The 14,792-nt window shown below is 62.6% G+C and carries 11 protein-coding genes; 7 read left to right on the top strand and 4 right to left on the bottom strand.

The genetic code is table 11. The features are described 5' to 3' along the window. A partial coding sequence (locus C8J33_RS23120) for an IS30 family transposase (protein WP_245507254.1) occupies positions 1 to 487 on the top strand: 487 nt, incomplete at its 5' end. Between the two features lie 207 nt (positions 488 to 694). On the opposite strand, the gene C8J33_RS23115 is transcribed toward C8J33_RS23120, so the two are convergent. Next, complete coding sequence (locus tag C8J33_RS23115) at positions 695 to 1,888, bottom strand: ROK family transcriptional regulator (RefSeq protein WP_110808196.1); 1,194 nt, start codon at positions 1,886 to 1,888, stop codon at positions 695 to 697. A 324-nt stretch (positions 1,889 to 2,212) separates the two neighbouring features. Between C8J33_RS23115 and C8J33_RS23110 the strand changes: the two genes are divergently transcribed. The 6 genes from C8J33_RS23110 (at position 2,213) to C8J33_RS23085 (ending at position 9,873) form a co-directional block, all read left to right on the top strand. After that, complete coding sequence (locus tag C8J33_RS23110) at positions 2,213 to 3,421, top strand: ABC transporter substrate-binding protein (protein ID WP_422038946.1); 1,209 nt, start codon at positions 2,213 to 2,215, stop codon at positions 3,419 to 3,421. A 143-nt stretch (positions 3,422 to 3,564) separates the two neighbouring features. Beyond that, positions 3,565 to 4,464: a carbohydrate ABC transporter permease gene (locus C8J33_RS23105; RefSeq protein WP_132448298.1), complete on the top strand. Its 900-nt coding sequence runs from the start codon at positions 3,565 to 3,567 to the stop codon at positions 4,462 to 4,464. Beyond that, the gene (locus C8J33_RS23100; RefSeq protein WP_132448297.1) at positions 4,461 to 5,333 is read left to right on the top strand and encodes a carbohydrate ABC transporter permease; all 873 of its coding nucleotides are present in this window, start codon (positions 4,461 to 4,463) and stop codon (positions 5,331 to 5,333) included. The genes C8J33_RS23105 and C8J33_RS23100 overlap by 4 nt, the downstream gene beginning before the upstream one ends. A gap of 22 nt (positions 5,334 to 5,355) precedes the next feature. Further along, positions 5,356 to 6,870 carry a DUF5060 domain-containing protein gene (locus C8J33_RS23095; RefSeq protein ID WP_132665489.1) on the top strand — a complete coding sequence of 505 codons (1,515 nt, stop codon included), beginning with the start codon at positions 5,356 to 5,358 and terminating at the stop codon, positions 6,868 to 6,870. Positions 6,871 to 6,883: 13 nt separating this feature from the next. After that, on the top strand, positions 6,884 to 7,954 hold the full coding sequence (locus C8J33_RS23090) for an ABC transporter ATP-binding protein (protein ID WP_132665488.1): 1,071 nt from the start codon (positions 6,884 to 6,886) through the stop codon (positions 7,952 to 7,954). 212 nt (positions 7,955 to 8,166) lie between these two features. Then, positions 8,167 to 9,873: a hybrid sensor histidine kinase/response regulator gene (locus C8J33_RS23085; RefSeq protein WP_132665487.1), complete on the top strand. Its 1,707-nt coding sequence runs from the start codon at positions 8,167 to 8,169 to the stop codon at positions 9,871 to 9,873. 80 nt (positions 9,874 to 9,953) lie between these two features. Here C8J33_RS23085 and C8J33_RS23080 read toward each other — a convergent pair whose 3' ends face one another. The 3 genes from C8J33_RS23080 to C8J33_RS23070 form a co-directional block, all read right to left on the bottom strand. Continuing rightward, positions 9,954 to 10,583 carry a LuxR C-terminal-related transcriptional regulator gene (locus tag C8J33_RS23080; RefSeq protein WP_132665486.1) on the bottom strand — a complete coding sequence of 210 codons (630 nt, stop codon included), beginning with the start codon at positions 10,581 to 10,583 and terminating at the stop codon, positions 9,954 to 9,956. 152 nt (positions 10,584 to 10,735) lie between these two features. Next, entirely contained in the window at positions 10,736 to 11,320 is a 585-nt protein-coding gene (locus C8J33_RS23075; RefSeq protein WP_132665485.1) for an invasion associated locus B family protein, read from the bottom strand. Next, positions 11,320 to 14,697 carry an autotransporter outer membrane beta-barrel domain-containing protein gene (locus C8J33_RS23070; protein ID WP_165929865.1) on the bottom strand — a complete coding sequence of 1,126 codons (3,378 nt, stop codon included), beginning with the start codon at positions 14,695 to 14,697 and terminating at the stop codon, positions 11,320 to 11,322. The genes C8J33_RS23075 and C8J33_RS23070 overlap by 1 nt, the downstream gene beginning before the upstream one ends. Positions 14,698 to 14,792: the final 95 nt, after the last annotated feature.

Genomic DNA, 14,792 nt, shown 5'->3' with positions numbered 1-14,792 from the left:
AGATGACGCGGGTTACTCTCGGGAAGAGCCGGGTGCGGGAAATCCGCCCGCCCGGATCTGTGAGGGCGAAGCCGAATGGCATAGCTACTCGACCACGATCCGCTATGCCGTTCTCATCAAGAATCCGAGCCGACACTCGCGCCCGATCATGGACAAGATCATCAGAGCGTTTTCGCCTTTACCGGCATTCGCACGTCAAAGCTTCACATTTGATCGCGGTACCGAGTTTGCCGGGTTCAGGGCTTTGGAAGATGGGATCGGAGCGTGTAGTTGGTTTTGCGACCCAAGTGCACCTTGGCAAAAAGGCACCGTCGAAAACACCAACAAGCGCATTCGGCGCTACCTGCCTGGCACCACAGATCTGGCAGTTGTTTCACAGCGCGACCTTCTACACCTCACGCACCATATCAACAATCAGCCGCGCAAATGTCTTGGATACAGGACGCCAACCGAGGTGTTTACAGCGCATTTGCAGGAAGGCAGCTGATCCAATATCCTCCAAATCAGGCATGATGCACTTGGGTTAGCTTCTCCACCGCAAAGTTAAAGTGTCCTGTTTCTGCAAAGTTGGAATGTCACACTCCCCGAATCTGGAGGACGTCTGGGAGTCAAGTTGTGGCACGACCGCAAGCGCGGATGGCGATCATCAAGCGGTTGGTGGCTCGCGGGTTTCCTGTCTCGACACGCCGGACGTTCACGTCAGCCGTCCGTGATGCCGCAGGACAAGGCCGACCGCGCCCATGCAGTTGTCGTTATCGAGAAAGCGGCCCGTTACGAAGGCGGGATTGGCGCCTTCGCCGTCGCCGGGCTTGACCAGCGTATGCCGGGCGTAGGCCGAGCGGATCGGCGCGAGAAGCATTTCGCCCGCCGCCGCCATTCCGCCGCTGATGACGAAAAGGCCGGGATTGAGAATGGTTCCGACAGTCGCAAGTCCGCGTCCTGCGGCCTCACCGGCATCTTCCAGCAGGCGCTGGAATCCGACGTCGCCGGCCTGTGCCGTCTTCACGAACTCCGCCATGCCGATGCTGCGTGAAAGGCGTCGTTCCGCGATGCCGAGAACCGCCGTTCCGCTGCAGGAAAGCTCCATGCAGCCGCGATTGCCGCAGGTGCAGAGATCGCCACGCGGATCGAGGACCATATGGCCGAATTCCCCCGCCGTGCCGGCAGCTCCCGTCAGCACCTTGCCGTTGGCGACGATCGCGCCGCCGATGCCAAGGTCGAGCTTGAACAGCACGAAATTCTCGAAACCCGCGGCAGCACCCCACATCATTTCGGCCAAGGCCGCGCAGTTGCTCTCATTGTCCGCAAAGATCGGTTTCTGCAGGACGGGCTCGAACGTCGCGCGCAGATCGACCCCCTGCCAGCCCGGAAGCTGCGAGCCCCGCATGATCCGCCCGCTGGCAGCGATCGGAGCGGAGACGGCAAAACCTACGCCGAGGAGCCCGGAATATGGGAGACTGTGCTCCTTGTAGATGTTGTCGATCGCCTGCTTGGCCATACGCGTCGCTCGTTCCGGTTTGTAATCCCGCTCGAGCGGAATGGCGACATCCGCAACGATATTGTGGGCGACGTCGGCCAGTACCACCCGCAATTCGTTGCGCCCCAGCAGGACGCCAAGACAGGTTCCGGCCTCCGGATTGAGCGAATGCGCAAGCGCCGGCCGTCCGATGCCGGGGCTGCGCGTTTCCACTTCTACGACAAGGCTCGATCGCTTGAGGTCCGCGAGGATCGTCGAGACGGTCGATCGGGCAAGGCCCGTCGTGCGGGCGATCTGCGCGGCGCTGACGGCGCCGTGCCCGCTCAGGGCGCGGACGACCCGCGCCACCGGCGTATCGACCTGACGCTCGTCGAGAAGGCCCCGCAGGCCGCCGCTGATCATATTGGCCATATCGCGTCTTTCCCCCTGCCCGTGCGGGCTTGCCTCGATGATCGATATGCCGTTGGCTGGCCCCGCCGTCCATCTGAAAGCACTCATATTCCGTCGAGGGAGAGGTGCCCGGACGGAAAATCCCCCAGGCCCCTACGCTCGACCACACATCTTCTATGACATAAGTGCGGTGATCACAATTCCGTTTTCGTATGACTTTTGTCATAGCTGACAGAATTCAGGTTGACAAACCGAGGCTCTGACAGTCTAAAAGACGGCGAGGATGAGGAAACACCAAGGGAGGACACCATGAGAATGATCACGAACGCGTTGCGGACGGGCACCATGCTCGCGACGTTGGCGATGTGCAGCGGCGTGGCTCTGGCCGAAGACGTTACGCTCTGGACGCTGAATTTCAGCTCGGAGGCGTCGAACGCCGCCATGCAGAAGATCGCCTCCGATTTCGAGGCTGCCAATCCCGGCGTGAACGTCGAGATCGTCACGCGCGGCGTCGATGACCACAAGACGGCCCTTCGGGTGGCTGCAGGGTCGGACCGTGGGCCCGACATCTTCTTCAGCTGGGCGGGCCTCGGACTCGGCGGCGAATATATCAAGGCCGGCCTCAGCCTGCCGCTCGACACATACTACGCGCAGTACAAGTGGGACGACGAGCTCGTTCCGGCAGCCGCTTCCTTCTCCAAGATCTACGAGGGTGGTCGCCACGGCGTGCCCTTCACGTTCAAGGGCGAGGCGCTCTACTACAACAAGGCGCTCTTCACGCAGGCCGGCATTACCGAAGCACCGAAAAACTATGACGAGCTGGTCGCGGACGCCGAGAAGCTGAAGGCCGCTGGCATTCCGGCCATCACCTTCGGCGGCACGGTGAACTGGCACCTGATGCGCCTGATGGACGTCATCCTGGAGTCCAAGTGCGGCATCGAAAAGCATGATGCCCTGATGAACATGAAAACGAGCTGGAAGACCGAGCCCTGCGCGGCGGCCTCCTTCGCCGAGCTCGACACGTGGAGCAAGAACTACATTCTCAGCCCGTTCATGGGCATCGACAATGCCCAGTCGTTCAATCTCTTCGTCGGCGGCCGCGCGGCGATGATGCTGGAGGGTGACTGGCTCGTGCAGCAGCTTGCGGAAGCTGGAAACCTCGACGACTACGATGTTTTCCCCTTCCCCACCGGCACCAACCGGCTCTACGGCTTTGCCGAGTATCACTACATCAGCAGCAAGAGCAAAAACCCGGATACGGCTGCCAAGTTCCTCGACTATTTCATGTCGACACCGGTGCAGCAGGCGAGCCTCGGGCAGTTCAGCACGACCTCGATCAACAAGAACGTCGCCTACAAGGATCTGCGTCCTCTCGACAAGAAGTGGGTCGATATCTTCAACACCTATACGCAGGTCTACATGAACGGCGACCAGGCGTTCCCGCTCGACGTGACGACGGAGTATTTCCGCGTCATCAACGAGGTGGCGAGCGGCAACATGGCGGCGGCAGACGCCGGCGGCCAGCTTCAGACCTTCATCGACAACCGGCGCTAGGCGTCATCCCGAGCCGGTTCCTTGAGGGGGCCGGCTCTCCCTCCCTTCTGTCACATCGCCTGCGTTCCGCACTGATTGCCTGCGCACCGCATGGCCCGCCTTCGTAGTGCTTGGCCCGCCTTCGTAAGTGCTTGGAGTGTCTCATGACGTCCAGATCGATCTTCTCAGACCAGCGCACGCAGGCCGCGATGCTGATTGCCCCGGCGATCGTCATCTACGCGGTGTTTGCCATTTACCCCATGATCGACGTCGTGACCTTAAGCTTCCAACGATGGAATGGGCTCGATGCGACCAAGGAATTCGTGGGCTTCAGCAACTACGTCGACATCTTCACGAAGGATCCGGTGTTCTGGGGTGCGTTCCGCAACACGGTCATCTGGACGATCCTGTCGACCATCTTCCCTCCGCTCGTCGGGCTTCTGCTGGCGCTCGGTGTCAACCAGCCGATCTTTGGGCGCAATGGGCTGCGGGCGATCTTCTATCTCCCCGTCATCATCGCCCCCATCGCGGTCGCCACCATGTGGCGCTGGATGTACGATCCCTTTTTCGGATTGTTCGGCCAGGTCCTGACGTCCATGGGCCTCCAGAGCTGGATCCAGGATTGGCTGGGAAATCGCAACATTGCGCTTTATTCCGCCTTCGTCGCCTATCTCTGGCAGACCGTCGGCTTTTCCATGGTGCTGTTTCTCGCCGGCTTGCAGGGCGTCAGCAAGACGCTGATCGAGGCCGCGCGCATCGATGGCGCTGGCCGCTGGAAAGTGTTTCGTCACGTCACCTTCCCGGCGCTGAAGCCCACCATCACCATCGTTCTGGTGCTCGCCATCATTTCCTCGCTCAAGGCGTTCGACATCATCTACGGTCTGACAGGCGGCGGGCCGGCGCAATCGACGCAGATGCTGGCGCTCTGGGCCTTTACCCAGTCCATGCAGATCTTCGACTTCGGTCGCGGCAGCGCCATCTCGGTCGTCCTCCTGCTCATCACCCTCTCCGTGGTCATCCCCTACCTGCGCTGGACACGGAAATCCGAGGAGAACGAGGAATGACGATGATGTCCGCCTCCATCCACGACAACACCCTGGAAAAGCCACAGCGGGACTGGGTTCTCGTTGCGCTCTGGGCCACGCTCGCCTTGGTCGCGCTGATCTGGGTCGCGCCCTTCGTCTTCATCGTCTTCACCTCGCTGAAGTCCAATGCGGCCGTCATGAGTTCCAGCGCGTTCGCGCCTCCGGTCGATCCGAAGTTCGCCAATTATTCCGGTGCCTGGGATCGCGGCCGCTTCAACACGACCTTCTTCAACAGCGTCATCATTACCGCCATCAAGGTGCCGCTCGGTCTCTTCATCTCGGCCATGGCCGCTTATGCTCTGGCGAAGATCGAGTTCGCAGGACGCAAGATGTTGCTGCTCGCCATTCTGTTCGGAACGATGATCCCGTTTCAGGTCATGCTGGCGCCGCTCTTCACGCTGGTGAACGGCCTGCACCTGATCGACACCTATCCCGGCGTCATCCTGCCTTACCTCGCCTTCGGCATTCCCTATCAGGTCTTCATCCTCCAGAGCTTCTTCCGCGGCATTCCGAAGGAACTCAGCGAAGCCGCCCGCATCGATGGCGCCTCGCATTTCGTGATCTTCCGGCGGATCTTCCTGCCGGTGTCGCTGCCTGTGCTCGCCGCTCTCCTGATCCTCGACTTCGTGTCCACCTGGAACGAGTTCGCCATGGCGCTCGTCCTCCTGCAGGATCGGGACATGTGGACCCTCCCCCTTGGCCTGTCCGCCTTCCAAGGGCAATTCTCACGAGATTACGGCCAGCTCAATGCCGCCATCGTCATGACGGTGCTGCCCGCCGCCATCGTCTACCTCATCTTCCAGCGCTATTTCGTGTCGGGACTTACCTCCGGCGCGGTCAAGGGCTGAAACAGACATCAAGGACGCAGATATGACCGATACCACCATCGCCAAATGGGACCTGTTCGAAGCCAGCCTGAACGGCCCCTCCTCCGGCAACCCCTTCGTCGAGGTCACTCTCGAGGCCCACTTCAGCCAGAAGAGCCGCACCGTTCGCGTGCCGGGCTTCTATGATGGCGACGGCGTCTACAAGATCCGTTTTATGCCGGACAATGAAGGGGAATGGTCCTATGTGACGCGCTCCTCCGCGCCCGCACTCGACGGAACGTCCGGCACCTTTACCGTCGGCCCGGCAAGACCCGATGTTCATGGGCCGGTCCAGGTGGCCAATACGTTCCACTTCGCGCATGCCGATGGCACGCCGTATCTTTCCTTCGGCACCACCTGCTACGCCTGGACGCACCAGCCGCTGGACCTTCAGGCCAAGACGCTGGAAACGCTGAAGCAGGCGCGTTTCAACAAGATACGCATGGGGGTCTTCCCGAAGGACTATCCGTTCAACATCAACGAACCGCTGCATGACGTCTACGAGCGGGATGCGGAAGGGGAACTCGATTTCGACCGGCCGAACCCCGAAAGCTTCCGTCATTTCGAAAACCAGGTGAAGGCGCTCGGCGATCTCGGCATCGAGGCCGATATCATCATCTTCCATCCCTATGATCGCTGGGGTTATTGCGACATGAGCGCCGAGCAGGACTATCGCTACGTTGCCTATCTCACGGCCCGTCTTGCAGCCTATCGCAATATCTGGTGGTCGCTGGCCAACGAGTACGACTTCCTCCTCGATACCAAGCCGATGGGCCAGTGGGATCGCTACTTCCAGATCATCGAGGAGAACGACCCCTACCGCCACCTGAAATCCATTCACAACGGCGACGTGAACGCCAATTACGACCACCGCCGCCCGTGGGTCAGCCATGTCTGTATTCAGAACTGGGATGTGAAGCGCACGCAGGAATGGCGCGAGGCCTATGGAAAGCCCGTCGTCAACGACGAGCCGGAATACGAGGGCAATATCATGCTCTCCTGGGGCAATATCTCGGCCCGCGAGCTGGTGCACCGGTACTGGATTACCATGCTGCGCGGCGGCTATGCCGGGCACGGTGAAACCTTCATGCACCCGGAGGACATTCTCTGGTGGGCAAAGGGCGGCGTGCTGCATGGGGACGCCTGGCAGCGCATCGGCTTCTTGCGTGACCTTTTGGAAGAGGATGTGAAGGGCGGGCTGACCCCCATCGCGCGCGAGGCGAACTGGCCATGGAGCCGCGTGTCCGGCGCGACCGATGGCGATGTTACCTATATCTATCTCGGCGAGCACCAGCCCGTCATCTGGGCACCGGGCCTGCCGCAGGAGATGGGCGATTACGAGGTCGATGTCATCGATACGTGGGCGATGACGGTGACGCCTGCGACCATCGTCGATGCGCCCGCCAATCATCCGACCCGGCACGGTGCTTCGCTCCGCCCGCGCCGGCCGGATGCGGCCTTTGCCGTGGAACTGCCGGGCAAGCCGAACCTCGCCATCCGCATCCGGCCGAAGCGATAGGAAGGGAACCGCCATGTCGACCGTCCAGATCCGCGACGTCCGCAAATCCTACGGCGCCCATCCCGTGCTCCACGGTGTCGATATCGACATCGCAGACGGGGAGTTCGTCATCCTCGTTGGTCCGTCCGGCTGCGGAAAATCGACGCTGCTGCGCATGCTTGCGGGCCTTGAGTTCATTACCGGCGGCACGATCAGCATCGACGGGCGCGTGGTGAACGGGCTGGAGCCGAAGGACCGGGATATCGCGATGGTTTTCCAGAACTATGCGCTCTATCCGCAGATGACCGTGGCGCAGAACATGGGTTTTGCGCTTGAGCTGGCCGGCGCCCGCAAGGAGGAGATCAAGCGCAAGGTGGACCATGCCGCCGGCATTCTCGGGCTGGAGCCGCTTTTGCAGCGCAAACCGGCCCAGCTTTCGGGCGGTCAGCGCCAGCGCGTCGCCATGGGCCGCGCCATCGTGCGCGATCCCAAGGTCTTCCTGTTCGACGAGCCGCTGTCCAATCTCGATGCCAAGCTGCGCGTCAAGATGCGCGCCGAGATCAAGGCCCTGCATCAGCGCTTGAAGACGACGATCGTCTACGTCACCCATGACCAGATCGAAGCCATGACCATGGCCGACAAGATCGTCGTCATGCAGGGCGGCCATATCGAGCAGATCGGCACGCCGCTGGAACTCTACGACCACCCGAAAAACGTCTTCGTCGCCGGCTTCCTCGGATCGCCCGCCATGAACTTCCTCGACGGCGTCATCATCGGTGAGGACGGACGCTTTCTGGAACTGGGTGGTGCCGGCCGCGTACCGCTTGCCAACGGCTATCGAAATGCGGACGGAAAATCTGTCATCGTCGGCGTCCGTCCGGAGGACATCGGCATCGCAGAGGCCAACGGCATTCCGGCAGAGGTGATCGTCGTAGAGCCGACCGGGTCCGAAACGCATCTGGCGGTGCGGCTGGGCGGACAGGAGATTATCGTCGTCCTGCGATCACGCGTGTCGCTGGCTCCGGGCGAGCAGGTACACCTTTCGTTTGAGGGCGCGAGATTCCATGTCTTCGACAAGGAGACGCAAGAGCGCCTGCAGCGATAGCGACAGACGTCCGATACCCTGACCGACGATCCGCAGACCGTTCCGTAAGCATCCCACTTCGCATCTGTCTTCGCGACCATCGACATCCCACCTTTGAGATGAGGTCTTGAAAGCGCCCTTCTAGCCTCCTGAAAAGGTTGCTTCCGCCTTACATGGATTGTACCCCTGCAAGCGCAGAAAAAACCTGTGACGGACCGACAACAGGGGGCGACATGGTATCGACAGACCGCGCGAATACCGGCTGGGGCCGGGCGCTCGAGAGGCTTTCGGCATCGTCCACCGGCCAGGAAGAGGGTGAAGACCTGAAGCAGGCGGTGGTGCGGATCATCGTCTCCGGTATCGCCTTCGTCACCGTCGTGCCGGGCACGCTTGTGGGCTACTGGCGGGATCTGCCGCCGGGTATCCTGTTGCTCTTCGTGATCTATCTGCCGTTCTCCTGTGCGGTCTGGTGGTGGATGAAGACGCATCCGGGCGACCAGCCCTGGCGGCGGACGATCGCCATCGTCTGCGACATACCGGCGCTGACCTATACGTTGGCCAATGGCGGCGCGGGCATGTTGCCGCTCTTTGCACTTCTCCTTTGGGTCACCGTCGGCAACGGGTTGCGGTTCGGACCGCGCATCCTGATCGCCTCGACGGTGATGGCGCTGGCCTCGATTGCCGTTGCCGCCGTGTTCAATGATTACATGCGGCAGAACCCCTATATCGTGGTGACCCTGATCGCGACGGCCGTTCTGGTGCCGGCTTATATTTTCGTGCTCATGAAGCGCGTCCACCGGGCCTACATTGCGGCGCGGGAAGCCAACCTTTCGAAATCCCGCTTTCTGGCGCAGGCCAGCCACGATCTCCGCCAGCCCGTCCACGCCATCAGCCTCTTTACCGCCTGCCTCCGCGATGCCGATCTGCGGCAGAGCGAGCTGGGCATGGTCGACAACATCGACCGCTCGCTGCAGAGTATCTCACGCCTCTTCAAGTCGCTCCTCGACGTCTCGACGCTCGACAGCGGCAAGGTCGTGCCACGCTACGAGGCCGTCGCGATCGCCGACATCCTCGACGACGTGCTGCAGCAGAACACGGACATGGCACAGGCGAACGACTGCAAGCTCGGCGTCAGCAACTGCAAGAGCGTCGTCATCACGGATCGTGCGCTTCTGACGACCATGCTGCAGAACATCGTCAGCAACGCGATCAAATATGCACCGGGCCGCGCCATCATGATCGGCTGCCGGCGTGAAAACGCTATGCTTTCGGTGCAGGTCTACGACCAGGGACCCGGCATTTCGCCGGAGCATCAGCAACGGGTTTTCGAGGAGTTCTATCAGGTGCGCGCGCGGGGCGACCGCGATATCGAGGGCGTCGGTCTCGGCCTGTCGATCGTCAAGCGGCTGGCCCAGCTGATGGACATGAAAGTCAGGCTGCGCTCGACGCCGGGGCGCGGAACCAGCGTGACGCTGGCCGGGCTGGTGATCTCTTCCCGCGATGCCCCGGTCCCGCGCCGTGCGGTCCGCACCGCGCAAGCGACACCGGGCATAGACGGCCTGCGCATTCTGCTGGTGGAAGATGACGGTGCCGTGCTATGCGCGACCGCAAGCCTTCTGCGGAAATGGGGCTGCGAGGTGCAGGCGGAAACCGGCGTTCCCACCGAGGTTGCACCCTGCGATCTCGTCATCGCCGATTTCGACCTCGGCGAAGGCACGACCGGAAGCGACTGCATCAAGGCCGTGCGCCGGATGCTCGGGCGGCTGGTCCCGGCCGTGGTCATGAGCGGCCACGACCCCGGCCGCGTTCGCGACGAACTCGGCGACGATGACATCCCCATCCTGTCGAAGCCGGTGCGCCCCGCCGAACTACGCTCCGTCATCACGGCCGCAGCCATGGAAGCCGAAGGAAGGACGACCGGGGAAGCCGCGCTCTCGTAGCGGGAAGTGCTCTCGTCTGTTGTTTTTGCCGCATTGTCCGACGCCGAAGCAATTCTGCTTCGGCTAGAAATGCTCTATGGCTAGCGCGTCACCAGCAACCCTTCGGCAGCACCTTTGGCAACGGCCGCGGCCCGCGAGGCGACACCGAGCGAGCGGAACAGGGCCGACACGTGGATCCGCACGGTGAACGGGGATATGCCGAGCTCGATGCCGATTTCCTTGTTGCTCTTGCCCTCGGCAATCAGCATGAGAACGGCCGATTGGCGATCGGTCAGTGTCACCGGCTTCACCTCCGCCTTGCCGCCGGCGCTATCCGGCAGCAGCAGCACCACATCGCCATTCCGCACGGCCTCGATCGCCTCGATCATGGCCTCCGGCGACACCGCCTTGTTGATGAAACCGTTGATGCCGCAGGCCATGGCCGCATCCACCGTTGCCAACTCGTCGGTCATGGAGATGATGACGATGGACGATTGCCGGAACTCCTGACGAAGGGCCGGAAGCGTCTCCATGATGCTGTGCCGAGAGAAGAATAGGTCGAGCAGGAACATGGAGGGCGGCTTGGTGCCGCGCCTTGCAGTGGCAAGCGCATCCTCCAGCGTATCGCTCGCGACCACCGTCGCCAGCGGCAGCCTCCGCCCGATAAGGGCGCTCAATCCGTCACGAAACACAGGATGGTCATCGACCACGATGATGGTTTCTGTCGTCAAAACGGGGTCTCCCGGGTCTTGCGACCGAACACTTACCAGCCCGCGCCTTCGAAAGACATCTCCGTCTTCGCGGCCAACGTGTGCGGGAGGCTCTGTCCGGATCGTGTTGAAACAACGAGATAGGTTCTTCCGCACCTCCTGTGACGATTGCGTCACTCAGGCTTGGACAGCGCGATGGTGCGCTGGAGAGCGGCGTCGAACCCTTTGAGCGAAATGGAGAAGGGAACCTCGGCCTCGGGATCGCTGGCCTGCGCCTTGACGATCAGCTTCGTGCCGGAGCGCAGGGACTGCGTGATGCCATCGGTAAACAGGAGAGACACGACACAGCCGACCGGCAGGCAGGTGCGAAACGGCGCCGGTTTTCCGGGCGGCAGATCATCGACGGCAAAGGTCGCGCCCTTCTGCAAGGCGAGGCCGAAGGGTAGGATGAGATTGCCCCTGAGACGGCCATCCTCGGCGGGGCGAAGCTCCACCAGCAGAACGCGCTGGCCGTTTCCATTGGCTTGGGTCTGCGAGAGCGAGCATTCCCGGCCGCTGCCCCGGTCCCCCGTTTGGCGAGCGCCCTTGGCCGGGTCGCCGGCGCTATCCCCAGAGCCAGCTTGCGTCGCGCAACGCACGGTCCAGTCGTCATAGCTTTCCGACAATGCGGACGGCTTCGTTGCCGTCTGGGCGGAAACGTCCATCACGGCGGCGCATGCGAGCGCCGCCGTGATGGACAGGAGAAACAGCCGGCGCATCAGAAGCGCACGCGCAGCTTCGCGTCGACGCCGTTGGCGATGCCGTCGTCGCCGAACTCGCCGTTGTAGGAGACCCCGAGCGTGGTCGTCGGTGACAGGGTCATGTCCAGTCCGACCTGCACGATAAAGGCATCCTGCGAGACCGGCGCACCCTTCACGGCGTAGCTGTCGCTGCCAGCAAAGGCGAGGCGCGAGGCGGGATCGATATCCCCGAAGGCATGCCGCCAGCCGAGCGTACCGCTCGCAACCGTGGGAAGGCCGCCGAGCGTGACGTCCGACGAGGCGCGCAGCCCCAGCGTCGTGAACGTCGTGTTGGTCGTGTCACCCTCACCCCGCAGCGCGGCGGAGCCGCCCTTTTCGCGGAAGCCGTCGGTATCCAGATTAACGTGCGCCACATTCACGAAGGGCTCGAAGGCAGCGAATTGCGTCTGGATCTCATAGCCGAGTTCGCCGTAGACCTGGAACGAACCGGCATCATAATCGGCCTTCAGATCCTGCGAAGCGCCGGGAAAATTTACCGACCGCTTCGTGGAGATCTGGTGGTTGGTGTAGGAGACGCCGGAGCGCAGCGACAGCGCGCCCAACTGCGTGCCGCCGTAGAGACCGATGGTGTAGTTGTCGCTGTCGGCCGAGGACGACCGGCTGTCGACGTCGATGCCGGTGCGGCTGTAGCCGAGGAAGGCGCCAAGCCGCGAGACCGGACCGACCAGCGTGTCGATACCCGTCACCAGGCCGCCGGTCGAGACATCCGCTTCCGCCACCCCGTTGCCGGCGTCGATATTGCTCCAGGAGCCGAACGCTTGGCCCCAGACGGACCACGCGGGATCGACAACCTTAGGCGTGACGGCTGACATGGGATCGTCGGTCCAGCGACCATTGTCCCAGTAGTTGTTGACGGGCACGGGCTTGGCCGCAACGTCGCCCGAGGCGGCGCGCAGACGGTCGTTGGTCGCATCGCGCGTCTGGCGGTCGCCGGTGATCAGGCCGGATTTGACCGATGCGTGCGCCTCGCCCGACAACCTGTCGAAGGCGCCCCGGGCCTCGTCCGCACTCAGCAGCAACAGGCTGTTGTAGAGCGCGAGCGACCCCCCGCTCTGCTCGAGCGTGTTGAGCGACCGCGCCACGGCGACCTGGTTGCGCGTATCGGCAACGCTGTCGAACAGGCCGGTTTCCGGAGGTTCAGGATTCGTGGGCGGCTCCGGGTTTGTCGGAGGCTCGGGATTGGTCGGCGGCTCCGGTGTTGGCGGCTCGGGATTCGTGGGTGGCTCCGGATTCGTCGGAGGCTGGGGATTCGTCGGCGGTTCCGGCGTTGGCGGATTCGGGTTTGTCGGCGGCTCCGGGTTCGTAGGCGGTGTCGTTGGCGGCTCCGGGTTGGTCGGAGGCGTCGTCGGAGGTTCCGGATTGGTGGGGGGTGTCGTCGGCGGTTCCGGGTTCGTAGGCGGCGTGGTGGGCGGCTCGGGGTTGGGTTGCCCGTTGCCCGGGTCCTTGACGGAAATCCTCAGGTCCACATCCTTTGCGGTCTGGTCGAGAGCGACGTCGAGGAAGGCGGATTTCGATACGGCCTGGGCGAAGGTGCCGGTGATGCCGCCCTGCGCCGTCAGGATCTTGTAGGTCTGGCCCGTCTGATAGCTGGTCGCCGCATCCAGCGCGGTCACCTGAACCGAGCTGTCCTTGCCGATCGTCGCGCGCCCGAGGGCATCGACCGTGATCTTGTTGCCAGCGGCGTCGGTGCCGGCATATTGCTTGACGGTTTCCACCGAGATGCGGTCGCTCGCGCCGTTGCCGGCGACATCGACATCGTAGATCGCGCCATCGGCGAGATCGAGATCCCCGCGCACGGTGAACGTTCCCAGCGGATTGCCCGTGTCGCCGGGCGAGATCGTCGCCCCGCGATCAACGAAGGTGGTGCCGATGGTGCCGAAGCCGGCCAGCTTTCCATAGGCGCCGGTCACGTTGCGCTGCCCGTTCAGCGTATCGCCCCAGACGTCGATGGTGCTCGTATAGATCTCGCTTCCGAGGAAATTGGTGATGACCTGACCCGTCTGGCCTCCGATGACCAGCGTGCCGTTCTTCACGTCGAAATTGGTACGATCCGGGGTAACGGTATCGTCGTCGGCAATGGCCGTGCCGAGGTCGCCCTTCAGCACCAGCCGACTGTTTCCGTCCACGATGACGCCGCCGGCATAGCTGTCGAGCGAGGCGAAGCCCGTGAGGTCGCCGGAGAGGATCGTTTCGCCGGAAAGACTGACGATCGACCCGTCGCCGACGATCTTGTTGGCGAAGTCATAGCCGGTATTGGTGTGGTTGAAGACCAGGCGGCCGGAGCCCGAGGTACCGAAGTTCACGACGGTTCCCGTGCTGACCGTGCCGGCGGCTTGCGTATCGAGCGCACGCGGAAGGCCTTGCAGAGCATTCGTATCGATCTGCCCGCCGACGACGAGATAGCCGTCCGTGCCGATATTGATCCCATTCGCGACATTCAGGGTACCGCCATTGGCGACCACAATATGGCTGTCGGCGACGACGCTCATCGTGTTCGTCGCGGTAAAGGACGATCCCGCGCCGGCAACGGTCAGGTTGCCGCTGTCGTCGAGAACAGCGCGCGACGTGCTCATCTGGCCGCCGTCGGCAATCGTCAGATTGCCGGTGAGATCCAGCCGGCCTGTATTGATCCAGCTCGAGCCCTTCCCCGTGACGATTGCGCCGCTCTCCGCCGTGCTCGTCATAAACTGGCCGATCGAGGCGCTGTTGGACAGAATCGCACCGCCCTGCTCGACCTTGATGAGGCTCGGCGTTCCGAGCAGACCCTGCATGCCGAGGTAGTCGGCCGAGACGACCGATCCAGCGCCGGTTACCAGCAGCTTGCCATGCGCGCCCTGGCCGTCGCCGATATAGATGTTCTTCGCATCCGCCTTGCCGCCGCCTTCGACGATCAGCGTGCCGTCGCCGCCGGTGAGGCACAGGACGGAGTAACCGTTGCAGCCGCCGCCGACGGTCAGGCTGTTGCCGAGCACATAGGGCGTTCGCACCACGTTCAGGGCGGAGCCGGGCCCGGAGACGGTGACGGTCGCCTGCGATCCGCCGAGTCCGGCGATGATACCGCGATTGGCGATCAGCACATCCGCACCATTGTTGATGGTCAGCGTGGTGCCCTTGTTTTCAAGCCCGATGATCATGTCATCGGCAAAACTCTGATCCGTGCTCCAGACGACATTGCCACTGTCCTGGATATAATCCTTGTCATCCAGCGCGAGCACCGGGCCGGCCAGAAGCGAGGCAGAGATCGGCAGCAGCAGGAGGGAGCGGCGGGTGACGGTCAATGCCGTCGAACTGCGTAAGCCACGATTCCGGTTTCGCAATTGCTCTTGTCGTCCCATGCTTTCCATCTCCACTGCTCAAGCTGACCTCCCAAAAATCGGGTAAAATTCGGTAAGGTCGAGATAGCGGATAAAACACAGTCCAACGGGCACGG

This window comes from Rhizobium sp. PP-CC-3G-465 (assembly GCF_004343445.1).
In the GTDB taxonomy this organism is placed as follows: domain Bacteria; phylum Pseudomonadota; class Alphaproteobacteria; order Rhizobiales; family Rhizobiaceae; genus Ferranicluibacter; species Ferranicluibacter rubi.
This window is presented reverse-complemented; position numbering and strand designations above follow the sequence as displayed.